This is a genomic window from Halopiger djelfimassiliensis (assembly GCF_000455365.1).
In the GTDB taxonomy this organism is placed as follows: domain Archaea; phylum Halobacteriota; class Halobacteria; order Halobacteriales; family Natrialbaceae; genus Halopiger_B; species Halopiger_B djelfimassiliensis.
The window spans coordinates 542,798-565,798 of record NZ_HG315684.1 but is presented as its reverse complement, the minus strand read 5'-3'; the positions used below and the strand labels follow the sequence as shown (position 1 = coordinate 565,798).

Sequence of the window (23,001 nt, the reverse complement as noted above, 5' to 3'; positions counted from 1 at the left end):
CACTTGAGCGACGATATGCTGAGAGGATCGGACCGGTACTCGAGGACGGGTTTGCACTGAGTAGCGCCACTTCCGTCTCGTCAATCCTCGTCCGGCGGTTCGGTTTCGGTCTGCTCGCGTCGCTCTCGATCCACCGCCGACGGATCGGGCCAGGTGACGCTCCCGAGAAACGGGATGCCGATCCGCTCGGCGGCGCGGGCGATCATGTGTGCGCCGGTCGGCACGGTCAGGAAGAGAAAGGCGATCCCGATGAGCGCGGTCAGGCCCTCGTCGCCCGGGCCGAACTGGACGAACCCCGCCATGAAGATGGCGGCGGTGCCAAGCGTCGTGGGCTTGCTCGTGGCGTGCATCCGGTTGTAGACGTTCGGCAGGCGGAGCAGCCCGATGGTCCCGACCGTCAGGAAGAACGTGCCGACGGCGATCAGCGCGATCACGAGCGCGGTCCGGATCATTCGATCACCTCCCCTTCGGTGACGAACTTGGCGACGGCCACGGTCGCGATGAAGCCGATGATCGCGAGCACGAGACTAACGGTGATGAACAACCCGCGGTCGGTCTGGATGGCAAACAGGACCGCGATGGCGACGACGTTCGTGGCGATGGCGTCCAGTGCGACGACCCGGTCCGGGTTCGTCGGGCCGTAGATCACCCGGTAGCTACAGAGCACACAGAGCCCGCTGACGAGTATCAGCGCGGCCCTGACCGTCGTCTCGAGAAGCGCCGGCTCCAACGGGTCACTCATCGTCGACACCTCTACTGTCGCGGACCGTCGTCCGTTCCCTTTCCCCGCCCGAGACGACGATCTCCGGCGGGCGGTCATCCGGCGACGCGTCCTCGTCGAACATCACGAGGGCGTAGTCTTCCCATCTTCGGATCGGCGCTGCGATCGCCTCCGGATCCCGCCCGTCGACCGCGTGGACGTACAGTGCGTTGGTTTCCTCGTCGTAATCGAGGGTGACCGTCCCGGGCGTGATCGTGATGCTGTTGGCGATGGTCGTGATCGCGAGGTCGGTCTCGACCCGCAGCGGTAACAGGATCACTTCGGGTTCGATCGGCATCCCCGGCGAGAGCACCCGGTACGCCACGTCGACGTTCGCGCGGACGACCTCCCACGAGAACGCCGCGAGATAGCGGCCGGCGGCCGGCAACGCGGCCGCCCCGCGGGCGAGGTCGATGCGCTTGATGTACAACCGCCGGAAGACGAACGCGACCGGCAGGCCGACGACGAGGCCGAAGAGGAACTGCCCGAGCAGTGCCGACGGCGTGAGTGCGACGCCGCGGACGAACACCCACAGGACCGCGAAGACGACGCCGGCGACCGGCCACGTTCGAACCCTCATTCAGCCACACCCCCCTCGAGGACGGCCTCCGCGTAGTCGTCGTCGGCCAGCGCGGCCTCCGCGGCCGCGTCGGCGAACTCGTAGACCGGTTCGAACCCGACGCCGACCGTGACGATCGCTGCTGCCAGTCCGACGATCACGCCGACCTGAACGGCGTCGACGGTCGCCTCCTCGACCGCGGGCGTTCGGGTACCCCAGAAGCTCCGGTTCCACGTCCGCGTCGCGTACGCGATCGTCAGTATCGATCCGGCGAGCAACAGGACGATCACCGGCGTCGCCTCCGCTCGAGCCGCCGTATCGAAGACGAGGAACTTGCCGAAAAAGCCCGACAGCGGCGGGATGCCGACGAGTGCGAGCGAGCCGATGAAGAACGCGATCGCAAGCGGCGGTGACCGGCCCGCCAGCCCGCCGAGGTCGACCAGTCGACTCGTTCCGGTCGCCGACCTGACCGCCCCGACCGCGAGAAAGAGCAGCCCCTTCGCGAGCGTGTGGTTGAGCGCATACACCAGCGCGGCGACGATCCCGAGGTGGCGCAGTTCCGGCGTCGTCGCCGCGATTGCGACCGGCACCGCGATAAAGCCAACCTGCCCGATGCTCGAGTACGCGAGGACGCCCTCGATCGAATCGCGGCCGACGGCCCCGAGACCGCCGACGAGGATGCTGGCGGCGGCCATGACGAACAGGGCGGCCCCGACGAACGCGAGCGGCGAGTCGCCGGTGACGGCGAGGCCGGTCCCCGGGACCGCGAGGTCGACGGTGACGGGCGCGTCGGCGAAGACGGTAAACGAGAGGCGAACGATCGCGTAGATACCGACCTTCTTCGTCGCACCGGCCAGCAACGCGGTAATCTGTGGCGGGGCGGCCCGGTAGGCCGTCGGGATCCAGAACTGGAAGGGAACGAGTCCGGCCTTGATCGCAAAGACCGACAACAGCAGGGCCAGCAGGCCGACGACCGAGCCGAGCTGCGGATCGAGTCCGTAGGCCGCCGGGTCGGCGAGCCGCCGGGAGAGTTCGGCCATGTTGAGCGTCCCCATCGTCGCGTAGATGCCGCCGACGCCGAGCAGAAACACGGCGCTTGCAAGCAGGTTGAGCGCGACGTACCAGAAGGCGGCCCGGGTGTGCTGTGGGCCGCCGTAGTAGGCGACGAAGATGTAACTCGCCATCAACATCACCTCGAACCAGACGAACAGGTTGAACAGGTCGCCGGTGAGGAACGCGCCGGTGACGCCAAGCGCCAGGAAGTGAAACAGCGGGAAGTAGTAGCTCCGCCGGTCGATTTCGGGGAGGACACGCGTCGAGAAGACGAGCGAGGCGATCCCGAGGATCGCGACCATCGTCAACATGAACGCCGACAGGCCGTCGGCGACGAGCGTGATGCCAAACGGTGCGGGCCAGCCGCCGACCTGATAGGTTGCGATCCCCGGCGCGTCCGGTGCGAGGACGATATACCAGTCGATGGCTGCGACGGCGACCGCGTAGGCCGCGCCGCCGGCGAGGCTCACGCCGATGCGTCCCCGGGGCCACCGACCGAGCAGCAAACTGCCCACGGCCGCGACGAGGACGACCAGCATCGGCGCGATCACCAGCTGCGATTCCGTTCCGATCGGCAGCGCCGTCAGCGTCTGTATCGTCGTCATTCTCGATCACCGAGTTCGGAGACGTCGAGCGTGTCGTGTTCCTCGTAGACGCGGTAGGAGAGGACGAGCGCGAAGGCGGTCATCCCGAAGCCGATGACGATCGCGGTCAGGACGAGCGCCTGCACCAGCGGATCGGCCGTCGCCGGCACGTGCTCGCCGTGGCCGGCGAGGATAGGCACCGTCTCGGCGGTCCCCTCCGTGATCCCGCCCATCGCAAGCAGGTAGACGTTGGCCGCCTGACTGATGATCGTCAGTCCCCAGACGACACGGATCAGATCCCGTCGGAGGATCAGGAACGTGCCGAGCGCGAACAGCGCGCCGATCACGGCGGCGAGGACGATCGCAGTCATTCGGCTCCCACCACCGAGAGGATCGTCAGCAGGCCACCGACCACCACGCAGTAGACGCCGAAGTCGAACGCGAGCGCGCTGGCGATCTCGACGTGGCCGTAGATCGGGACGCCTTCGAACTCGCGAAACGTCTGGGTCAGGAACGGCTCCTCGAACACCAGCGGGGCCAGTCCACTGAGGACGGCGATCGCCAGCCCGTACTCGAAGACCCGCCGGTAGGCGACGACGACGCGGTCCCGGGAGGGTTCCTTTCCGGGGTCGACGTCGCGGCCGAGCACGCCCCGCTCGAGGAAGTCAAGCCCGAACGCGAGGTAGATGACCGCGAAGGCCGTCGTCGTGAGCACGCCGCCGATGAAGCCGCCGCCGGGGAGGTTGTGCCCCTCCACGAACAGCGAGATGGCGACGACCAGAATGATCGGGACGATCACGCGAGCCGTCGTCCGCATGATGACCGACGTCATTCGTTTTCACCTCCGGCGGTACCGCCGTCGCTGCGGGTACCGGTCGACGCGTCGCCGGGCGGATCGTGTGCGTCGATCCGTTCGTCGCCGCCGTGGCCCCGCATCACGATCAGCGTCAGGATCGAGATCGCTGCCAGCGCGATCACGACCAGTTCGCCGAGCGTGTCGAACCCGCGGAAGTCCACCAGCGTCACGTTGACGATGTTCGTCCCGCCGCCTTCGGGAACGGCCCAGGTGGCGTACTTTTCGGCGACTTCGGTGCCGCCTTCGGGTCGGGCGTCGGTCGTGACGAGGACGGTGACGAACACGGTCGCACCGACTGCCACCGAGACGACGGCGTCGCGAACGACCTTGCCGAGTCCGACCTCGTAGTACTCGGGGATCTCCTCGATCACGAGCAGGAAGATCACGAGCACGAGCGTCTCGACGACCAGCTGGGTCAACGCGAGGTCCGGCGCGCTTGCGAGGATGTAGAAGATGGCGACCATGAAGCCGAGGATCGAGAGCGTGAGGATCCCGGCGACGTGTGATTCGGACCGGACGACGGCAAGCCCGGCGACGACGGCCACGAGCAACACGAGCGCGACCGCGATCGGTGCCTCGATCCCGACGAGATCGGTCGGGACAACGGCTCCCGTCGCGACAAAACCCGCCAGCGCGAGCGTACAGGTGGCACCCAGCGTCCACGTCGCGTACGTCCGGAGCAGTCCGTTGTGGACGTGCGAGCCGAGCCACGAACCCGTACTCGAGAGGCCGTCGACGACGGTATCGTACCACCAGTTCGCGCTGACCGGCGGGATCGCGTCCGGGACCGACCGGATGCCGTCGTGAACGCGCCCGTAAAACGGGTACGCGAGGACGCCGGTTCCGATCGTGACCGCGCTCATCCCGACCGCGGGGGAGTACGACGTCGGCAGGCCGACGTGCATCGTGTGGGCCTCGACGGCCGTCGCGTCGACGCCTGACTGGACGATCGCGCTGACCGCGAGCTCGGGGTTAACGCTGATGACGGCGGCGAGTAGCGCGAGCACGGCCGGCGGGGCGACCAGCGTGACGGCCGGCCGGTGGACGTGTCCGAGGTCGTCGGGCCGGTCGCCGAAGAAAAGCGCGAGAAAGCGAAGCGAGTAGAGGACGGTAAAGACGCTCCCGAAGACGGCGACGGCGGGGTAGAGCAAGCCGAGCAGGCCGATGTCGTGGTGGTGGCTCGCCTCGACGGCCGCCTCGAACAGGAGTTCCTTGGAGTAGAAGCCGTTGAACGGCGGGATGCCGGCCATGCTGAGCGCAACGACGACGGTGATCGCCGCCGTGATCGGCAGGTCGTGCCGGAGGCCGCCGAGGTCGTCGATCCGCCGGGTGCCCGCCTCGTGGGCGATGATGCCGGCGACGAGAAAGAGCGCGGCCTTGAACAGTGCGTGGTTGAGGAGGTGGAAGACGCCGGCCTCAGCGCCGTAGATCGACGTAAACCCGAATCCCGCGACCATCAACCCGAGGTGGCTCGCAGTCGAGTACGCCAGCAGTTCCTTGATGTCCGTGGCGGCGACCGCGAGGATCGCACAGACGGTCATGGTCGTCAGCCCGAGCGTCGCAAACAGGAACAGCCACTCGGGGCCGACGAGCATGGGCCTGACGCGGCCGATGAAGTAGACGCCGACTTTCACCATCGTCGCGGAGTGGAGAAACGCCGAGACGGGAGTGGGGGCAGCCATCGCGTTGGGCAGCCAGAAGTGGAGGGGGACTTGCGCCGACTTGGCCCCGGCCCCGATCGCGAGCAGGCCCAACACCGGCAGAAACAGCCCCTCTTCGCGCAACGCGGCCGCCATCTCCTCGGAGTGGGCGAGCATCGCGGCCAGATCGAACGCGGAGTCGACCCCGGACACGTCGCCCGCGACGACCGCAAGCAAGAGCAAGCCGACCAGCAGGAAGAGGCCGCCGCCGACGGTGACCAGCATGGCCATCCGGGCGGCGTACTGTGAGGAGGCGTCGCCCGTGTAGTGACCGATCAGGACGAACGAACAGAGGCTGGTGAGTTCCCAAAAGAGGAACACCGCGATCAGGTCGGCGGCGAGCGCGACCCCGACGATCGAGCCCATAAACGCGAGCAACGCGGCGTAGAACCTCACGAGACCGGATTCACCGTGCATGTACGCTGGCGAGTAGCTGAAGATGAGGACGCCGATTCCGGTTGCAAGCAACGCAAACAGCAGTCCCCACCCGTCGACGTAAAAGCGAAGCGCGATCTCGAGCGACGGGATCCAGGCGAGATCCACGGCTCCCGGATCCGTCACCGCCGACCCGTACTGGGTGGCAAGCAGGCCAAACGACGTTGCCGCGACCGCCGCGCCGGCATAGCCCGTCCGCTCGCCGAGCAGGCGAAACAGCAGCGGCGTCGCTCCTGCTGCGGCGAACGGCAACGCGACCGCGACGAGAATCACGGTCAGGTCGGGAGACATTCGATACGCCGACGGTAGGGGGAGACCATCCTTAAACGGTTACCTTTCGGAAGACGGTCACGTTTACGTAGTGGTGACGGTCCCCACGTCACCGACGACCGACCGGCCGATCGACGAGTCCGACACGCTTATTCACGAACGGCGACGAAACACGTGTAGTGAGTACCGAGACGCCCGAACCGACCGAAACCGAAGCGTTCGAGCAGGTCTGTGAGACGCTCGTCGACCGGATCATCAACGGCGAGATCGAGCGCGACGAGGTCGAGAAAGCCAAACTCGAGGCCTGCTCGGAGCACTCGGCACCCAAGGTCCCGAAAAACTCCGAGCTACTCGACTACGCGCCCAAGGAGTACCGCGAGGATCTGGAGGCGGTACTCCAGCGCAAACCGGTCCGTACCGCGTCGGGAGTCTCGCCGGTCGCGATCATGACCTCGCCCGAGCGGTGTCCCCACGGGAAGTGTCTCTACTGCCCGGGCGGCCCCGACTCGGAGTTTTCGAGTTCGCAGAGCTACACGGGCGAGGAACCGGCCGCCGCTCGCGGCGTCCAGAACGATTACGATCCTTACGGACAGGTGACACTCCGTCTCGAGCAGCTCCGGGAGATCGGCCACCCCGTCGACAAGGTCGAACTCATCCTGATGGGCGGGACGATGACCGCCCGCAGCCACGACTACCAGGAGTGGTTCGTCAAGCGTGCGCTCGAGGCGATGAACGACTTCGACGTCGACAAGGAACCCGAACCAGCAGAGGGAGAGAGCTTCGCGCAAGACCCCGAGGAGTACGAGTTCAAGTATCTCGAGGACGTGATCGCCGAAAACGAGACCGCGGACGTCCGCAACATCGGGACGACCTTCGAGACCAAGCCCGACTGGTGTGATCCCGAGCAGATCGACCGGATGCTCGATCTCGGCGGAACGAAAGTCGAGGTCGGCGTCCAGACGACCTACGAGCGGATCAACCGGGAGATGCACCGCGGCCACGGCGTCCGGGAGTCGATCGAGGCGAACCAGCGACTGCGGGATTCGGCGTTCAAGGTCGGCTTCCACATGATGCCGGGCCAGCCCGGCATGTCCACGGAGATGTGTCTCGAGGACTTCCGGCGGCTCTTCGAGTCCGGAGAGTGGAAGCCGGATTACCTGAAGATCTATCCGACGCTGGTCGTCCGCGGGACCGCGACCTACGACTGGTGGTACAAAGACGAGTACGAACCCCTCTCGAACGACGAGGCCGCGGAGCTGATCGCGGAGATCAAGGACATGATCCCCCGGTACACGCGGCTCCAGCGCGTCCAGCGGGACATCCCGGCCGACTTCATCGATGCCGGCGTCTGGAAGTCGAACCTCCGGCAGCTCGCGCGCAAGCGCATGGACGAACACGGCTGGGAGTGTGAGTGTATCCGCTGTCGCGAGGTCGGGATGAACGACGCGGAACCCGACGAGGTCGAACTCGACGTCATGACCTACGACGCCTGCGGGGGCACCGAACACTTCATTTCCTTCGAGGACTTCGAGCAGGACCTCCTGATCGGATTCTGTCGGCTGCGGTTCCCCAACGATCCGGTACGCCCGGAACTCGAGAACGCCGCGTTGGTGCGTGAACTCCACGTCTACGGCTCGGAAGTGTCGGTCGGCACCGACGCCGAAGGGGAGACGGGCCAACACCAGCACAAGGGGTACGGCCGCCGACTGATGGACCGTGCCGAAGCGCTCGCCGCCGACGCCGGCTACGACAAGCTAAGCGTCATCTCGGGCATCGGTGCCCGAGAGTACTACCGCGAGAAGCTCGGCTACCACCAGGACGGGCCGTACGTGAGCAAACGGCTCTGACGACTCACAGTTCGGGTAGGTCTCTTGGTCGTCATCTCGTTCTCGCCGTCGGCGTCCTCCGTCTGGTTGCGCGGTAGTCAGCAGCGCAGCGTCCGGAGGAAAGGGAGCCGGAGCGATGCTCGAGTCGGTGTTCGGCCCAGTCGATCAACACAGCATCGTTGTCATCCATGTCACGGTATTCGCGACCGTCGTCGGCCGACTGCGACGCGAGTATCTTTCGGCCTGAACTCACCCACGACTTCGGTCGCGGTTATCACACAGTCACGGACTCAATTCCCGGGAAAGGCGTGGCCGCCGGGAACTAGACCGCAAGCACCGTATCCACGACCAGCATCAGCGCGAACCCCGCGACGAACGCCGCCGTCGCGGTGTCGGCGTAGCCGTGGCCGTGGCTCGAGGGGATGAGTTCGCGGAAGACGACGGCGATCATTGCACCCGCCGCGAAGCCGGCGGCCAGCGGGAACAGGCCGGTGACGACGGCCACGAGCGAGAACCCGATCGCCGCCGCGATCGGTTCCGGCACGCCGCCTGACAGGGTCGTATAGAGGACGGTTCGGGTGCGCGAGACGCCGGCGCGGGTCGCCGGGACGGCCATCGCGAACCCGTCCGGGACGTTCTGGACGGCGATAGCGGCCGCGATGGCGAATCCAAGCGCCGTCTCCCCGCTCGCGAACGCGATTCCGACGGCGAACCCCTCGGGAACGTTGTGGATGGTGATCGCGCTGCCGACGAGCGCCGCGCGCCTGCGGTCGCCGCCGACGGCGGCATCGGTCGCCTGCTCGAGTGCGGACGTTCCCTCGAGTTCCTCGCCCCAAAAGTGGAGGTGGATATGCGGGAGGAAGGCGTTCGCCGCGAGAAGGAAGGCGGTCCCAAGGCCGAGTCCGGCGACGACCTCCCAGGGCGTCCCCAGCTCGAGTCCCGGGACGACGAGGGCGAACATCGCTGCACCGACCATGACGCCGGCGGCGAACCCGAGTGCGCCGTCGTAGACGTGGTGGCTTACGCGGTCCGTATACAGCGTCGGGAGCGCGCCGACGCCGGTCGCACAGCCGGCAAGGAGCGCAACCAGAACGACCGTCTCGAGACTCGTCACAGATGGATCTCGATTTGCGGCGGCAAAAAGCCGGCTTTTTCCGACGGCACTGGCGTGCGATACCGAGAGCGTGGGCGCGATCGGTACCTGCCCGGACACGAGACCGTCGTCGAGATCCGTCCCCGCTATATAATCGGATTGTACCATTGGATTATAATATCGGGGCGCTCGTTACGACGACCGATGGCGTTCAGTGAGCAGTTGCTCGAGGAGGGCGAGCACGTCTGGGAGGCACAGAAGGAACACCCGTTCGTCCGGGAACTCGCCGCGGGCACGCTCGACGACGCGGCGTTTCGCCACTGGGTAAAACAGGACTACCGATACCTGCTCGACTACGCGCGGCTGTTCTCGATCGCCGGGACGAAAACCCGCGACGAGGAGACGATGACGCACCTGCTCGGCGTCGCCCACGAGGTGCTGGACCACGAGATGGACCTCCACCGGGAGTTCGCCGCCGGCTACGACATCCCGCGCGAGGAACTCGAGGCCGTCGAGAAGGCACCGACCTGCGAGGCCTACACGAACTATCTGGTCCGGACGGCCTACGAGGGATCGATCGCGGAGATCGCCGCGGCGCTGTTCCCGTGTATGCAGGGGTATCTCGACGTCGCCGAGCACATGGCCGACCTCGCCGACGGGGAACACCGGTACACCCCGTTCATCGAACTCTACACCGGCGACGAGTTCCGCGAGGCGACGGCGTGGTGTCGGGCGTTCGTCGACCGGTGTGGCGAGCGCTATCCCGGCCAGCACGAGGCCATGCGCGAGGCGTTTCTCACGAGCGCCAAACTCGAGTACCGCTTCTGGGAGATGGCGTACACGCTCGAGGGGTGGGATCTGTGACGGAGTACAGCGTTCCCGCGACGTACGAGGAGTACGCCGCCGAAACCGACGAGCCGCGGTTTACCGACTGGCTCCGCGAGCGATCGGAGCCGGACTGGACCGCCGCGGTCGAACATCCGTTTACCCGGGCACTCGGTGACGGGACGTTGCCGACGGACGTCTACGTCGAGTATCTGCTTCAGGACTACGCGTTCCTCGACGAACTCGTCGGAACGGTCGGATACGCGGTCGGACAGGCTCCAGATATGGCGGCCACGCGTCGGTTCGTCGAGTTCCTGAGGACGATCACGGACGAGGAAAACGACTTCTTCGAACGCTCGTTCGACGCGCTCGAGATACCGGAGTCGCGGTGGACCGATCCCGACCCGACCGAGACGACCGCCGCGTTCGTCGACCTGCTCGGACGGGCGGCCCGCGAGGGCGACTACGCCGAGACCCTCGCCGTTCTGGTGCCGGCCGAGTGGATCTACGAGGAGTGGGCGACGGCGGTCGCCGCGACGGCTGCCGACCCCGGGACCGAACCGCCGAGCGACGGTGCCGATCTGCCCTTTTACTACGCCGAGTGGATCGACCTCCACGCCCGCGAGCCGTTTTGCGAGTTCGTCGAGTGGCTTCGCGGCGAACTCGACGCCGTCGGATCGGCGCTTTCCCCGCGCCGTCAGCGTCGCGTCGAACGGCTGTTCCGGCGGACGGTCTCGCTCGAAGTCGCGTTCTTCGACGGGGCCGGCGCTCGAGGGACGACACCCGGCGAGTAAGAGCGCTGTCCGGCGGTCCCCTCGAGCATATCCGGGACGGTACTGCGATCTCGCTCCAGCCGTCAGGAGCGCAGTTCTCGAAGCTTCTCGCGTCCCGGTTCGATCAGGTCGTCGAGGTAGGTCGCAAGCGTCCCCTTCGCGTCGGCCGGGTGGAGGTCGCCCGACTCGAGGTCCGCGGCGAGGGACTCGTACTCCTCGTAGGTGACATTTCCGCCGTACTGCTCGGGGCGTTCGACGACGACCTCGTCGAACCGCGGGAAGACGTGGTACTCGAAGAGTTCGAGTACGGGGTTCTCGAGATCGCCTTCGGGGTCGCGTGTCGGCGGACAGAACGCGGAGTTGACTTTCTCCTCGATCTCCGCGGTCGAGTCCTCCATCGAGATCGTCACGCCGTCGCTCGAGGACATCTTCCCTTCGCCGCTGGTGAGATCCGCGACGATGGGCGTGTGGAGACAGGGACGGGCCTCGTAGCCCAGCTCCGGAATCTCTTCGCGGTGGAGCATGTGGACCTTCCGCTGGTCGAGGCCGCCGACCGCCAGATCGAGATCGAGGTACTCGATGTCCAGCGCCTGCATCAGGGGGTAGACGAGGTGGCTGACCTTCGCGGTCTCGCCCGACTGGAGTTCGGCCATCGCGCGCTGGGCCCGGTTCATCGTCGTCGACAGCTCGAGTTCGTGCAGGTCGAGCGTGTACTCCTCGTCGAGCTGGAACTCCGAGCCGTAGACGAACTCCGTCTGGGTTTCCTCGAGACCGTAGGCGATGAACTGGGCTTTCATCCGTTCGGCGGTGTCGCGGATCTCCTCGAACGTCCCCTTGTCGTTGAGGTAGGCGTGGACGTCCGCGAGGAGGACGACGACCTCCATCCCGGCTTCCTGAAGGTCGATGAGTTTGTTCGCCGTCAGCAGGTGCCCGAGGTGGAGCACCCCGGACGGTTCGTAGCCGACGTAGACGCGCTTGCCGTCGGGATCGTCGGCGAGTTCGCGGATCTCCTCGTCGGTAACGACCTCCTCGGCGTTTCGCGTGATCAGGTCGTAGGTATCCATTGCTGTCTAACTGGAATCAACGGACGGATTTATGCGTTCTTGAACTGTGTTCGCACGTTCGTCGGTCCATCGGGGTCGCTGACAGGATGCTCGAGCGAGAGCATCGTCCGCCGGTTCGGCGCTGTACGTGCGGCTTGCGTCGACTCTGGCGGCAGTGATGGAAATAGAGCGGCGGGAAGTCGGTCGAGCCGGCGCGTTCGAACGATCCTCGAGCAGAAACGGTAGTCCCTACTCCACGCCCGACCTAATCCGTTTCTCCGCCCGGTCGAGTGCCCGCTCCCGGTCGAAGGCGTCGACGATCGCCCGGAGATCGTCCTCGCTCGCGTCCGCCAGATCGCGTGCGTGTGCGGTCACGTTCGGCACGGCGCGGATGATGTTGTCGACGATCGGAATATCGGCGACTTGCGGCGACCGCGAGAGCGGGTTGAGGTCGATCACGATTTCGGTCTTGCCCATCTCCTCGAGCGCCGCGGCGCGGTCGCCGTCCTCCAGCGGGACGAGCACCACGTCCGCGTCGTAGATCCCGTCGGCGTCGACTTTCGCACGCTGGTGGTCGAGGTTCGGAATGCGGGCGTCGGCCTCGAGCCCTTTGACCTCCTCGGCCCCGTGTTCGCGCAGGTGGTCGGCGATGGCGGTGATCCGTTCCTCGGTCCGATTGAAGAGGTTGACCTCGAGATCGGCACCCGTGACGGCGGCCAGATCGGCCATCTCGCCGGGAACCAGCGCCGCGACGTTCCCGTTGATCGAGAGAACCGGGTGGTCGGCGAGCAGAAGCTGTGCCGCGGCCGCTCGTTCGGCGTCGTCGGCGCTCGGAATCGTCTCCTCGCCCAGCAGATAGTCGAAGGCACTGCCCCGTCCTTCGGCGTGCATCCCCTGCAGGTGCGTGATTCCCTTCTCGACGCCAGTTTCGATCCGGTGGCGGGTGAGCAGGTCCTGATACCGCGGGTGATCCTCGGGGATCTCCTCCTCGTGTTCGACGTCGGCCGAGACGGTGTCGTAATCGCTCACGGTCGATGACACGATACCGGTGATAAAAAGCCGCCCGATCCGGCCGTCCGCCGGCCGTCGTTATTCGGTGAACGTGATCCAGCCGTCCGGTGCGTGGGATTTCACGTCGTTCATCGCCTGTCGGGCATCGGTCCGGGACTCGTATCGCTGGGTGCTTTCTGCCATCGTCGATCCGAACTCGTCGACCAGTCGCCACACCCATCCGTCGTCGCCGTCGGCCGCGTGCAACTCGAAGGAGACGCTATCGATCTCGAGGATACTCGCCGTCTCGATCAGGTCGCGAACGTCGGCGAGGGCGTCGCGTGCGGCCGCACTGGAGGCGTAGGTTTCGGAGCCGGTCGCGACCGTCCGTCCGTCCTCGTCGAGCAGCCGCCAGCGCCAGCGGTCGTCCTCGTCGGCGACCAGTTCGAACGAGGCGACGTCGAAGTCGACGCGGCCCGCCATCGGCGCGAGCTGGCGGACGGTCTCGATCTCCGACAGCAGTTCGTCCTTGCTCGCGGTGGCCTCGGTAGCACTCGCTAGCACGTTGCGGTCGCGGTCGATGAGGTCCCACGTCCAGCCGCCCTCGTCGTCGAGGCGGATCGCCGCTTCCTCGATCGTAAAGATCGGCGCGTCGTCGGCGTGTGCCTTGAACGCCTCGACGGACTCGAGGGCGACGTCGCGGTCGGGATACGAGACGGCCGCATCCGCGATCTCCTCGCGATCGCGATCGAGCAATCGGAACCGCCACTCGCCGCTGCCGTAAAGCTGGACGGTCACGTCGCCGATCGTGTAGCCGCGGGCGGTAGCGGCCGCCTCGCGAACGTCCGCGAGGCGCTCGCGGAGTTCGTCGCGGGTGGAGTGGCCGTCGCCGTCGACTGCGATCGTTTCCCCCGACGGGAGGACGAACCGCCAGTGCCACTCCTCGGACGCGTAGGGCTGAAAGATCGCCCGGTCCATCGTCCGTACCTCGGATCCGAGGTGCTCGAGCAGCCGGTTCATCGCTTTGCGGGCCGCTCCCCGGGTCGGGTGGGTCGAGGGGTCCTCCGCGACGAGTTTGCCGGCCTCGTCGATGAGCCGCCAGCCCCACTCGTCGTCCTCGTTGACGAACAACTCGAACGCCGCGGTGTCGATCTCGAGGAGTTCGGCCTCGGGAGCCTGCTCTTTCAGCGTCATCATCGCTTCGGCGGCCTCGCTGCGGGAGGTGTGTTCTTCCCCACTGTCGGCGAGGACGTTGCCGTCCTCGTCGATGAGCCGCCAGCGCCACTCGCCGGAGTCGGCCTCGTAGACCTGAAAAGCCGCCTCCTCGAACTCGATGAGGTCGGCCTCGCTGGCCTGTTCGCGGACCCGCTCGATCGCCCCCGTTGCCGTCTCGGCGTCGGGGTGGGGTTCGGTACTCGCGGCGATCACGTCGCGATCCTCCGTGACGAGTCGCCAGTGCCAGTCCGTTCCGGCATCGTCGTCGGCGGCCGTTCCGCCGTCGGTTGCCGCCACCTGTTCGTCTACCGTCGCCGGCAGATCGTCGTTCTCGTCGAACGTCAGTTCGTGGGACTCGGCCGCGGGATAGACTTCGTAAGCCGCCTCGTCGATCTCGACGACGTCCGCGTCGCGGACGTGCTCGCTGAACTCGGTCGTCCGTTGCTCGGTGCGTTCGGCATCCGGAAGGTCCCCCGGGCTCCGGGCGACGACGTGTTCAGTCTCGTCGACGAGTCGCCAGCGCCACTCCGTGCCGGATTCGTATCGCTCGTAGGTCGGCTCGCCGGCGACGGTCACCGATGCCGACTCGAGTTCCGGAAGCAGCGCCTCGGCGGCTTCCTCGGCGTCGCGTCTCGAATCGAACGCGTCGGTGCACGTGGCGACGACGTCGTCGCTGTCGTCGACGAACCGCCACGTCCACTCGCCCGCTCGCTCGTAGAGTTCGACGCCGACGTGTTCGACGTCGATCAGTCGCGCACCGTCGAAGCGTTCCGCGAACGTCCGGGCGGCTTCTTCGGCGCTGTCCTGATTTCGATGTCCCGTGTCGCTTCCGGCCAGCGGCGTCCGGTCGTCGTCGACCAGTTGCCAGTACCACCGGTCGCGCTCTTCGGTATACGTGAACGCGGCGTCGTCGATCTCGATGACGTCCGCGTCGGGACCGCAATCCTTCAGGAAACTCACCGAGTTCTCCGCGCCGTCGCGCTGGTCGAACTCGCGGGCGCAGGCCCCGACGATGCTGCCGTCGTCACGAGCGAGCGTCCACTGCCAGTTCCCGTCGCGGTCCTCGTAGAGCCGAAACGCCGATGTCGTCAGTTCCATCAGTCCCGCCGAACTGATCTGTGACTGGACGCGTTCGATCCCTGCGGTCGCTTTCGGCCGCGTGACCGCACTGTCGTTGCTCTCGGCCAGTGCCTCGAGGTGGAGAACGTGCCACTTCCAGTCACCGTTCTCGTCGCGGAAGACGGCAAACTGTGCCCCCTCGAGCGCGTCGCCGGTCAGGATCGGCGGATCTTCGGAGTCCCCTTCCTCCTCGACGAACATCCCCTTTCGCCCGGTGACGATCGGAACGAGCGCGGTGACGCCCGCGATGATCCCGATACCGAGCGTATAGATCGAGATGACTTCGACGCTGTAGTCGGTCCCGAAACCGCGCCAGTTGTACGGATACGCCCACCCGAAAAAGCCGACGCCGACCAGCGCGATGACGAGTCCGAGCGCGCTGGCCTGAATCCCCCGCCTTCGTACCGGCAGCATCAACACGATTCCGAACAGACAAAGTGCGAGTCCCGTCGCCGCGATCACTCCGGAGACCCTGATCAGTCCGTACGAGTCGGCATCGCCGGCGTATCCCGCGACGAACGTGAACACGCCAGCGGCTCCGACCACGTACCCAACGATAAACAGCCAGTAGCCGTAGACGTCCTTTCTCGAGTCGGGTTCACCGACGTAGTGTTCGTACAGACGAAACAGTTTTTGCTGAATTTCACTCCCTGATGACATTCGTAAACCCGAACGGATAACTGGAACGGACTATAATAAAGCTCCGGCCACGTTGTCGTTCAATTATGTGTTCGGACCAACACACGTTCGCTACGCCGTCGTCTCGTTGAACGGTCCCGTCGTCTCGAGCGGTCGGCAGCCAGTATCGCCGTTCTGGAGCGTAACTCACGAGTTGCTCGATCGGTATCGGGGTGTTCGGGTCACGATATCGTCGAGTTCGGTGATCCGATACTGGCTGCTTGACGCCAGTTATCGACTTCCATCACAGAACATGAACGGGAGTTGAATACTCTCGACGGTATTTAACAACAGCTTACTTCAGCATCGCGCCCGCAGGGTGGGTCGCACAGATCGACGGATCGTAGCCGGCATCCGAGAGGCCGGTGCCGAAAGCGAAGACGGTCTCGCCGAGCATCGCCATCGAGGCCTGACCGTTGGCGTCGGTGACGTCGTTGATCGTCTCGATGACCTGCTCGGTCAACAACCCCGCTTCGCGGGCGAACAGCCGGGACGCGTACATAAACGAGAGCAGGGTCGGTTCTTCGACCACGCGGGAAAGCGCCTCTTTCCCCGCGGCCGACAGTTGCTCGGTCTCCCCCGAGAGCACGTCGGCCGTCGAGAGCTCGCCGAACGAGACGTACTCGACGCGCGCTCGCGTGGGAATCGCGTCGAGTTCGTTTTCCTGCGGGCCGCCCGGCTCGAGCCGGATCGGGACGCCGCCGTGTGCCTGTGCGACGACGTCTCCGAGCCCCGTTTCGGCCTCGACCTCCGCACCGTGGGCGATCGTGACGAGTTCGTTCACCGAGAGCTTACACTCGAAGACGTGATTCGCCGCGAGCGCCGTTCCAAGTGCCATCGCGCCCGAGACGCCGAACCCCGCCCCGAGCGGCAGATCCGACTCGGCCTCGACGCGGGCGGCGACGCCGAGCGTTTCGAGGACGATCGTGACGGGGTCGATATCGATCTCCTCGCCGTCGAGCACGACGGTCGATTCCGTCTCCGCTGCCGGTTCGACTGTCACCTCGACGCCGTCGGTAAGGGTCAGCCCTGCTCCTCGAGAGCCGGCTTCGGTCGGATCCTCGGCCGGGTGAGCGCTGAAAAAGCCCGTGATGTGACCGGGGACGAACGCCGTCGCCTCATCGCGCATTAGCCCACGGTTACGACTCGGGCGATATAACGTTGCAGGTTCGAGCGTTCGCGCCGGCGACGGTCGGGCCTCGAAACGAATCGGTTTTCACGCGAGTCTCGCGTGCTCTCAGCGGCTGCATCGTCGCTTTACGGCGACAGACGCTGACGGTCCTACGGGCTCAGTCGCTGGCGATCTCGCGGGAACAACACTGCTTCGCGGATGTTGTCCAGTCCGAGCAGCGTCATGATCAGTCGCTCGCCGCCGAGGCCGAAGCCGGCGTGGGGCGGCATGCCGTACTTGAACATCTTGGTGTAGTACTCGAACTGATCGGGATCGAGTCCCTGCTGTTCGAAGCCCTCGATGAGCTTCTCGTGGCGGTGCTCGCGCTGGCCGCCCGAGACCAGTTCCATGCGCGGGTGCATCAGGTCGAAACCGGTCGAGAGTTCGGGATCGTCGTCGTGATCCTTGATGTAGAACGGCTTGATCTCGCTTGGCCAGTCGGTGATGAAGTAGTGGCCGCCGACGTCCTGACCGAGGGCCTCCTCGGCCGGCGTCGAGAGATCGTCTCCCCAGACGAGCTGTTCGTCGAGTTCGCCCGTCGCGTTGATCCGTTCGATGGCTTCCTCGTAGCTGATGCGTGGGAAGTCGCCCTCCGGAATCTCGAACTCGTCTTCGAGGCCGAGCGCCTCAAGTTGCGCGCTGCAGTTCTCGGTGACCGCTTCGTAGGCGGCTTTGATGATCCCTTCGGCGACGTCCATCGCGTCGTCGTGGTCACAGAACGCCCCCTCGAAGTCGATCGAGGTCGCCTCGTTGAGGTGTCGGGGCGTGTTGTGTTCCTCGGCGCGGAAGATCGGCCCGATCTCGAAGACGCGCTCGACGTTCGAGCCCGCGATGAGCTGCTTGAACAGCTGCGGGGACTGGTTCATAAACGCCTCCTCGCCGAAGTAGGTGATCGGGAACAGTTCCGTCCCACCCTCGGTGCCGGTGGCGACGATCTTCGGCGTGTTGATCTCCGTACAGCGGAACTCGCGGAACCGCTCGCGGACGGCCCGGAGGATTTCGGCGCGGATCTCGAAGACCGCCTGAACCTCCTCCTTGCGCAGATCGAGCGTCCGGTTGTCGAGTCGCGTCGAGAGATCCGCGTCGACCTTCCCCGACGGGTCAAGCGGCAGTTCGGGGTCGGCCGGCGCGACGACCTCGAGCGACTCGGGAACGACCTCGACGCCCGTCGGCGCGCGGGGTTCCTCCTCGACTGCGCCCGAGACCGTGACGACGCTTTCGCGCGAGACGTCGAGGCCGGTCTCGACGAGGTCGTCGTCCATCTCGTCTTTCTCGAACTTGATCTGGATCTTGCCGGAGGTATCCCGGAGGATCAGGAATGCGATACCGCCGAGGTCACGGATCTCGTGGACCCAGCCGGCGACCGTGACGTCGTCGCCGGGTTCGGCGTCGGCAGTGTAGGTTCTGTTCTGCATACCATCGGATTCACGTAGCCGGAACTTAAGCGCAATCGTTCGTCCCCGCCGGCAACCCCCACCCGGTCAGGACGGCGATCCCGACGCCCGGGTACGGAGCCGTCGTTCCCCAGCAGTCGGGAAACGAGACCGCTCGAACCCGCTCTCGAGCGAATTACCGCTCGTGAACCGTCATCGGAATCTCGTCTCTGGGTCGGGCCGTTACCGTCGCCATCAGATCGAGGTCGGTCCCGGGGACGAGTTCGAGGTGGTAGCGCTGATAGATGGTTGCGAGGATGAGCCGCGCCTCGAGCATCGCAAAGCGGTCGCCGATACACCGCCGCGGACCGGCGGCGAACGGGAAGTACGCGAGCTTCGGCAGGTTCGCCTCCATCTCGTCGGTCCAGCGTTCGGGGCGGAACGCGAGCGGATCGTCGTACCAGCGCGGATCGCGGTGGACGACCCACTGGTGGATCCGGATCGTCGCGCCCGGTTCGATCCTGTAACCGCCGATCACGTCCGGCTTGACCGGCTCGCGGACGATTCCCGGGACCGGCGGATAGAGCCGCATCGACTCCTTGACGACGCGCTCGGTGTAGGAAAGGTCGCCGAGGTCGTCCATCGTCGGTGACCGGCCGTCGAGGACGTCCTCGAGTTCCGCCACGAGCCGCGTCTCGACCGCCGGGTTCTTCGAGAGGAGATACGCCGTCAGCGACAGCGATAGCGCCGTCGTCTCGTGGCCGGCGAGCAACAGCGTCACCACTTCGTCCCGGAGCTGCTCGGTCGACACGTCGGTCCCGTCCTCGTCGGCAGCCTCGAGGAGCATCGAGATCACGTCGTGATCCGTGGGGTCGGCCCGTCGCTTCTCGATCAGGCGGTAGACGACTTCGTCGAGGTCCGCTCGTGCGCGCCGAATCCGCAGTCGGGCCGGCGTCGGCACCGACGGCGGCAAGACGTACTGCGGCAGGCTCTCGGAGGCTTCCATGAACCGCTCGAGGGCCGATCCGATAGTGTCGACGTCCTCGTCGATGTCGGTTCCGAACAGCGCCCGCGCGACGATCTTCAACGTCAGTTCCATCATGTCTTCGTGGACGAGCCGCGTCTCGCCGTCGATCCACTCCTCGAGGGCGTGTTCGGTGGCGTCCGTCATCATCGATGCGTACGCCTGAATCCGATCGGGATGGAACGCGGGTTGGATCCGATGGCGGTTGCGCCGCCAGACCGCCCCCTCGCTGTTCAGGATGCCCTCCCCGGTGATGGGGCCGAGCACGTTCTGGAACCGATCGCCTTTGACGTAGTTCTGGTTGTTCTGAACGAGGACCTGCTCGATGTAGTCTGGGTGGTTGAGCTGGTACACCGGCCCGCCAGGATCCTCCCAGTAAGCGATATCGCCGTACTCGTGGGCCGTGCTCGTCATGAATCCGTAGGGATCGCGGAGAAACGCAAGCTGATTGCCGACGAGCGGCAGGCCGTCGGGTCCCGACGGATGTTCGTCCGTTGTCGGCGGTGTTTCGCTGCTCATGCGTAGTTGTATCGAGGGGCTCCGGCCGCCTCCGCCTGTGGCCGATCATACTAGGTGTATTTAAATATAGGGCGAGTACGGAACCGTATGCGGACGAACGGACGGCTCCCCTTCGAGGGACGCCCCGCAGGAGGACTGCCGTGAGATACGCGACCGTCGTGTTGACGTGGGCTGACGGGCGAGTCAACACGATCGACGACACATTCGCCCGCAGCGACGCGGTGGCTATCGATGCCGTCCGCTATCTGAGCCCCGTCCACGAGGGACGGTTCGTCGAGCTGTTCGAACTACGCGGTGATCTCGAGCACGCCCGCGCGTTGCTCGCCGACTCCGCGGAGACCATCGAGTACGACGTCGCCGGTGCGGACGGCCGCGGTCTCGCCTACGTCCAGTGTCGATCGATCGGCCCGGTCAGCGAGCTACTGGCGATCCTTCAGGAACACGATATCGTGCTCGACTGGCCGATGGAGTTCGTCGACACCGGTCCCGCGGTCGACGGCGACGCGGACCGTGGCCTCGAGGTGACGGCCCTCGGGACGAGTCGAGCGATCAAACGCGCGGCCGCAGCCCTCCCGGCCGGCGTCGACCTCGAACTCCGCCGACTCGGCGAGTACGAACCCGCGACGGCACACGAACTCACCGAGCGACAGCGGGAGATTTTCCAACTCGCGCACAGCGAGGGCTACTACGACGTTCCCCGCGGGACAACCCACCGGGAACTGGCCACGACACTCGGGCTTTCCCCGGCAACGGTCGGCGAACACCTCCAGCGGATCGAAGCGAAGCTGGCCGCTTCCTACGCGTCTTCGAACCGGTAGCCGGGACTGACCTTCCCGTTTTTACCGCTCGAGGGCGAGATCCCGATATGAACGACCTCGAGCGACTCGCGGCCGAACTCCGCGAGGCCGAGACCGCGGTGGCGCTTACGGGTGCCGGCGTCTCCGCGCCCTCCGGCGTCCCGACCTTCCGCGGGGACGACGGCGTCTGGGAGCGGTTCGACGAAGGGCAGTTCACCTACGGTCGGTTTCGCCGCGACCCGGCGGGGTTCTGGGCGGATCGCGTCGAGTTACACCGTGAGCTGTTCGGGGCGGCGCACGAACCGAACGCCGCCCACGACGCGCTGGCCGCGATGGGACGGGACGGCGTTCTCGAGGCGATCATCACGCAGAACACGGACGGGCTACACGGGGACGCCGCTGACTCGCTTTCGGACGGCGACGGGTCGACGATCCTCGAACTCCACGGCAACGCACGGCGGGTTCGGTGTCAGGACTGCGGCCGACGTACCGACGGCGAGGAGATCTTCGAGCGCGCCGCGAACGGGACGCTCCCACCGACCTGTGACTGTGGCGGCGTCTACAAACCCGACGTGGTGCTCTTCGGTGAACAGCTTCCGGGTGCGGTCCTCCAGCGTGCGCGGTCGCTCGCCCGGAAGAGCGACGTCTTCCTCGCGACCGGCTCCTCGCTCGTCGTCGAACCCGCCGCGTCGCTGCCCCGTCTCGCCGCGTCCAACGGAGCGACCGTCGCCGTCGTCAACCTCGAGTCGACGCCCGTCGACGACCGGGCGGCCGTGGTCCGTCGCGAGGACGTGACGACGGTGCTTCCGCGCCTCCGGACGCTGGTGGACGCCTGAGGCCCGCCGCCGGATCGCCGCTTACAGGAGTTGGTCTTCGATCAGCTGTGCCTGTCCCCGCCGCAGCCGTTCGCTGACAGACTGTGTCGAAATCTCGAGCGTTTCCGCAACCGCCGAGAGCTTCGTCTCCCGCGGAATCTCGAAGAACCCGCCTTCGTAGGCGAGCACGAGTGCTTCCCGCTGTGACTCGGTAAGTACCTCCCCGCCGGTGGGCCGATCGCCGACCGAACCGTCGGCAATGCGGTGTAACTCGAACGCGACGTTCTCGCGCTCGAGAAACGCCTGATAGCGGGAAAAAGCGTCCCGGTCGGGAAACCGCATCTCGACTTCCCACCGGCCGTCGGAGCCGCGACAATCGAGCAGTTGGCCGCCGACGGAGACCCACTGGCGATACGCGTGGACGACGTCCGAGTCGCTTTGCTGGAGTCGGTACAGTACTCGGTCACGCTCGCTCTCGTCGCGCCGATTGATCCGCTCGAAGTTCGCGATCGTCTCGTCTCGATCCAGGGTTCGCTCGAACTGTTCGAAATCGCGACACTGGATCCAGCAGAACGCGATCGGCCGCTCCGGGTCGAGTGCATACTGCCGCTCGAGGTCCACCTCGAGCGACGGCATCGCCGCAAGCGTCGGGCCGAGGACGAGCGCCGACGATGCCGCTTCGAACTCCGCGAGGAGGCTCATGACCGTTCGTGGTGATCGAAGACGCAAAACAGTTTAGGCCGACAGTCGTCCCGCTCCGACACCGATCAGGCGTCGGCTGCGGCCTCGACGGTTTCACGGACTGCGTCGACGCCCTCGTCGTGTGCGAGATCGCCGACGACGATGACGTCGGCGTACTGGGCCATCGAATACGCCGAGTCGTAATCGTTGATGCCGCCGCCGTAAAACAGGGTCGCGTCGTCGGTTCCCTCGGCCGCCGCTTCGACGATCCCCTCGTCGCCAAGCATTCCCGAGTACTCGACGTAGACGATTTCCTGTCCGAACATCCGCTCGGCGACCGTGGCGTAGGATGCGACGTCGTCGGCGTCGAGGTCGCAGTCGGCTTCCGTGTACGTCGCGACGTCGGCGTCTGGGTTCATCACGATGTACGCCTCGGTCGTCGTTCGCTCCCAGTCGAGGTCGGTATCGATCCGAACCCACTCCTTGTGCGCGCCGGTAATCCAGAACGGCGATCCAGCGTTGAAGACGGTCGGGATGAGATAGCCGTCGAGCGCGTCGTCCTGGATGACGACCTCGGGGTTCGACGGCTCCTGATAGAGCGGAACGTCGTGTTCGGCGCAGGCTTCGATGACGTCGCTCATGTTCTCCTCGGTGATTCCCATGGTGCCGCCGACTTCGATGGCGTCGGTGCCGGTCGCACAGAGATCGCCGTAGGTGACGCCGTCAGGAAGCTCCTTGTCCGGATCGATCTTGAGAACGTGGTTCCAGTCGTCCCAGGGGGTAGGCATACCGCTCCGTTTCCCTACAACCGGCAAAAGCGCTACGAAACGACCGGGAACGCC

The 23,001-nt window shown here is 65.9% G+C and carries 21 protein-coding genes; 5 read left to right on the top strand and 16 right to left on the bottom strand.

Going from position 1 to position 23,001, the window contains the following annotated elements:
• Nucleotides 1–80 precede the first annotated feature (80 nt).
• Genes mnhG through mbhE form a run of 7 tightly spaced genes read right to left on the bottom strand, consistent with a single transcriptional unit; the run spans nt 81 to nt 6,238 of the window.
• Nucleotides 81–452, bottom strand: coding sequence for a monovalent cation/H(+) antiporter subunit G (gene mnhG / locus TX80_RS02820; protein ID WP_049921350.1), 372 nt, complete (start codon nt 450–452; stop codon nt 81–83).
• A complete protein-coding gene (locus TX80_RS02815; RefSeq protein WP_049921349.1) occupies nt 449–742 on the bottom strand; it encodes a monovalent cation/H+ antiporter complex subunit F in 294 nt (97 codons plus the stop codon). Before TX80_RS02815 ends, mnhG begins: the two co-directional genes overlap by 4 nt.
• Nucleotides 735–1,340, bottom strand: a complete 606-nt coding sequence (locus TX80_RS02810; protein WP_049921348.1) for a Na+/H+ antiporter subunit E — start codon at nt 1,338–1,340, stop codon at nt 735–737. Before TX80_RS02810 ends, TX80_RS02815 begins: the two co-directional genes overlap by 8 nt.
• Nucleotides 1,337–2,977 carry a complex I subunit 5 family protein gene (locus TX80_RS02805; RefSeq protein ID WP_049921347.1) on the bottom strand — a complete coding sequence of 547 codons (1,641 nt, stop codon included), beginning with the start codon at nt 2,975–2,977 and terminating at the stop codon, nt 1,337–1,339. Before TX80_RS02805 ends, TX80_RS02810 begins: the two co-directional genes overlap by 4 nt.
• Nucleotides 2,974–3,327, bottom strand: coding sequence for a sodium:proton antiporter (locus tag TX80_RS02800; RefSeq protein ID WP_049921346.1), 354 nt, complete (start codon nt 3,325–3,327; stop codon nt 2,974–2,976). Before TX80_RS02800 ends, TX80_RS02805 begins: the two co-directional genes overlap by 4 nt.
• Nucleotides 3,324–3,788 (bottom strand): MnhB domain-containing protein, encoded by a 465-nt coding sequence (locus TX80_RS02795; RefSeq protein WP_049921345.1) that lies wholly within the window; start codon nt 3,786–3,788, stop codon nt 3,324–3,326. The genes TX80_RS02800 and TX80_RS02795 overlap by 4 nt, the downstream gene beginning before the upstream one ends.
• Nucleotides 3,785–6,238: a hydrogen gas-evolving membrane-bound hydrogenase subunit E gene (gene mbhE / locus TX80_RS02790; protein ID WP_049921344.1), complete on the bottom strand. Its 2,454-nt coding sequence runs from the start codon at nt 6,236–6,238 to the stop codon at nt 3,785–3,787. The genes TX80_RS02795 and mbhE overlap by 4 nt, the downstream gene beginning before the upstream one ends.
• Nucleotides 6,239–6,396: 158 nt before the next feature.
• Between mbhE and TX80_RS02785 the strand changes: the two genes are divergently transcribed.
• A complete protein-coding gene (locus TX80_RS02785) occupies nt 6,397–8,064 on the top strand; it encodes a tRNA uridine(34) 5-carboxymethylaminomethyl modification radical SAM/GNAT enzyme Elp3 (protein WP_049921343.1) in 1,668 nt (555 codons plus the stop codon).
• A gap of 301 nt (nt 8,065–8,365) precedes the next feature.
• Here the strand turns inward: TX80_RS02785 and TX80_RS02780 are convergent, their stop codons facing one another.
• Nucleotides 8,366–9,157 (bottom strand): ZIP family metal transporter, encoded by a 792-nt coding sequence (locus tag TX80_RS02780; protein WP_049922170.1) that lies wholly within the window; start codon nt 9,155–9,157, stop codon nt 8,366–8,368.
• 183 nt (nt 9,158–9,340) lie between these two features.
• On the opposite strand from TX80_RS02780, the gene tenA reads away from it, so the two are divergent.
• Nucleotides 9,341–10,000 carry a thiaminase II gene (gene tenA / locus TX80_RS02775; RefSeq protein ID WP_049921342.1) on the top strand — a complete coding sequence of 220 codons (660 nt, stop codon included), beginning with the start codon at nt 9,341–9,343 and terminating at the stop codon, nt 9,998–10,000.
• On the top strand, nt 9,997–10,755 hold the full coding sequence (locus TX80_RS02770) for a TenA family protein (RefSeq protein ID WP_049921341.1): 759 nt from the start codon (nt 9,997–9,999) through the stop codon (nt 10,753–10,755). Before tenA ends, TX80_RS02770 begins: the two co-directional genes overlap by 4 nt.
• Nucleotides 10,756–10,817: 62 nt before the next feature.
• Here TX80_RS02770 and TX80_RS02765 read toward each other — a convergent pair whose 3' ends face one another.
• From TX80_RS02765 to TX80_RS02740, 6 genes are all read right to left on the bottom strand, one after another.
• Nucleotides 10,818–11,798, bottom strand: coding sequence for a tyrosine--tRNA ligase (locus tag TX80_RS02765; RefSeq protein WP_049921340.1), 981 nt, complete (start codon nt 11,796–11,798; stop codon nt 10,818–10,820).
• Between the two features lie 228 nt (nt 11,799–12,026).
• A complete protein-coding gene (locus tag TX80_RS02760; RefSeq protein WP_049921339.1) occupies nt 12,027–12,806 on the bottom strand; it encodes a 4-phosphopantoate--beta-alanine ligase in 780 nt (259 codons plus the stop codon).
• Between the two features lie 60 nt (nt 12,807–12,866).
• On the bottom strand, nt 12,867–15,761 hold the full coding sequence (locus TX80_RS02755) for a DUF1508 domain-containing protein (RefSeq protein WP_049921338.1): 2,895 nt from the start codon (nt 15,759–15,761) through the stop codon (nt 12,867–12,869).
• 313 nt (nt 15,762–16,074) lie between these two features.
• On the bottom strand, nt 16,075–16,908 hold the full coding sequence (locus TX80_RS02750) for a pantoate kinase (protein ID WP_049921337.1): 834 nt from the start codon (nt 16,906–16,908) through the stop codon (nt 16,075–16,077).
• A 152-nt stretch (nt 16,909–17,060) separates the two neighbouring features.
• Nucleotides 17,061–18,365 (bottom strand): aspartate--tRNA(Asn) ligase, encoded by a 1,305-nt coding sequence (gene aspS / locus TX80_RS02745; RefSeq protein WP_049921336.1) that lies wholly within the window; start codon nt 18,363–18,365, stop codon nt 17,061–17,063.
• 154 nt (nt 18,366–18,519) lie between these two features.
• The gene (locus tag TX80_RS02740) at nt 18,520–19,866 is read right to left on the bottom strand and encodes a cytochrome P450 (protein WP_049921335.1); all 1,347 of its coding nucleotides are present in this window, start codon (nt 19,864–19,866) and stop codon (nt 18,520–18,522) included.
• 140 nt (nt 19,867–20,006) lie between these two features.
• On the opposite strand from TX80_RS02740, the gene TX80_RS02735 reads away from it, so the two are divergent.
• Nucleotides 20,007–20,684, top strand: a complete 678-nt coding sequence (locus TX80_RS02735; RefSeq protein ID WP_049921334.1) for a helix-turn-helix domain-containing protein — start codon at nt 20,007–20,009, stop codon at nt 20,682–20,684.
• Nucleotides 20,685–20,731: 47 nt separating this feature from the next.
• A complete protein-coding gene (locus tag TX80_RS02730) occupies nt 20,732–21,499 on the top strand; it encodes an SIR2 family NAD-dependent protein deacylase (RefSeq protein WP_049921333.1) in 768 nt (255 codons plus the stop codon).
• Nucleotides 21,500–21,520: 21 nt separating this feature from the next.
• Here TX80_RS02730 and TX80_RS02725 read toward each other — a convergent pair whose 3' ends face one another.
• The gene (locus TX80_RS02725; protein WP_049921332.1) at nt 21,521–22,180 is read right to left on the bottom strand and encodes a helix-turn-helix domain-containing protein; all 660 of its coding nucleotides are present in this window, start codon (nt 22,178–22,180) and stop codon (nt 21,521–21,523) included.
• A 65-nt stretch (nt 22,181–22,245) separates the two neighbouring features.
• Nucleotides 22,246–22,947, bottom strand: coding sequence for a phosphoglycerol geranylgeranyltransferase (locus TX80_RS02720; protein WP_049921331.1), 702 nt, complete (start codon nt 22,945–22,947; stop codon nt 22,246–22,248).
• Nucleotides 22,948–23,001: the final 54 nt, after the last annotated feature.

Excerpts from the sequence above, each read along its gene's own strand:
- mnhG (WP_049921350.1), bottom strand. The coding sequence starts at position 452 with ATGATCCGGACCGCGCTCGTGATCGCGCTGATCGCCGTCGGCACGTTC.
- TX80_RS02805 (WP_049921347.1), bottom strand. The coding sequence starts at position 2,977 with ATGACGACGATACAGACGCTGACGGCGCTGCCGATCGGAACGGAATCG.
- TX80_RS02730 (WP_049921333.1), top strand. The coding sequence starts at position 20,732 with ATGAACGACCTCGAGCGACTCGCGGCCGAACTCCGCGAGGCCGAGACC.
- mbhE (WP_049921344.1), bottom strand. The coding sequence starts at position 6,238 with ATGTCTCCCGACCTGACCGTGATTCTCGTCGCGGTCGCGTTGCCGTTC.
- TX80_RS02815 (WP_049921349.1), bottom strand. The coding sequence starts at position 742 with ATGAGTGACCCGTTGGAGCCGGCGCTTCTCGAGACGACGGTCAGGGCC.
- TX80_RS02755 (WP_049921338.1), bottom strand. The coding sequence starts at position 15,761 with ATGTCATCAGGGAGTGAAATTCAGCAAAAACTGTTTCGTCTGTACGAA.
- TX80_RS02800 (WP_049921346.1), bottom strand. The coding sequence starts at position 3,327 with ATGACTGCGATCGTCCTCGCCGCCGTGATCGGCGCGCTGTTCGCGCTC.
- TX80_RS02765 (WP_049921340.1), bottom strand. The coding sequence starts at position 11,798 with ATGGATACCTACGACCTGATCACGCGAAACGCCGAGGAGGTCGTTACC.
- aspS (WP_049921336.1), bottom strand. The coding sequence starts at position 18,365 with ATGCAGAACAGAACCTACACTGCCGACGCCGAACCCGGCGACGACGTC.
- TX80_RS02720 (WP_049921331.1), bottom strand. The coding sequence starts at position 22,947 with ATGCCTACCCCCTGGGACGACTGGAACCACGTTCTCAAGATCGATCCG.
- tenA (WP_049921342.1), top strand. The coding sequence starts at position 9,341 with ATGGCGTTCAGTGAGCAGTTGCTCGAGGAGGGCGAGCACGTCTGGGAG.
- TX80_RS02795 (WP_049921345.1), bottom strand. The coding sequence starts at position 3,788 with ATGACGTCGGTCATCATGCGGACGACGGCTCGCGTGATCGTCCCGATC.
- TX80_RS02740 (WP_049921335.1), bottom strand. The coding sequence starts at position 19,866 with ATGAGCAGCGAAACACCGCCGACAACGGACGAACATCCGTCGGGACCC.
- TX80_RS02810 (WP_049921348.1), bottom strand. The coding sequence starts at position 1,340 with ATGAGGGTTCGAACGTGGCCGGTCGCCGGCGTCGTCTTCGCGGTCCTG.
- TX80_RS02750 (WP_049921337.1), bottom strand. The coding sequence starts at position 16,908 with ATGCGCGATGAGGCGACGGCGTTCGTCCCCGGTCACATCACGGGCTTT.
- TX80_RS02725 (WP_049921332.1), bottom strand. The coding sequence starts at position 22,180 with ATGAGCCTCCTCGCGGAGTTCGAAGCGGCATCGTCGGCGCTCGTCCTC.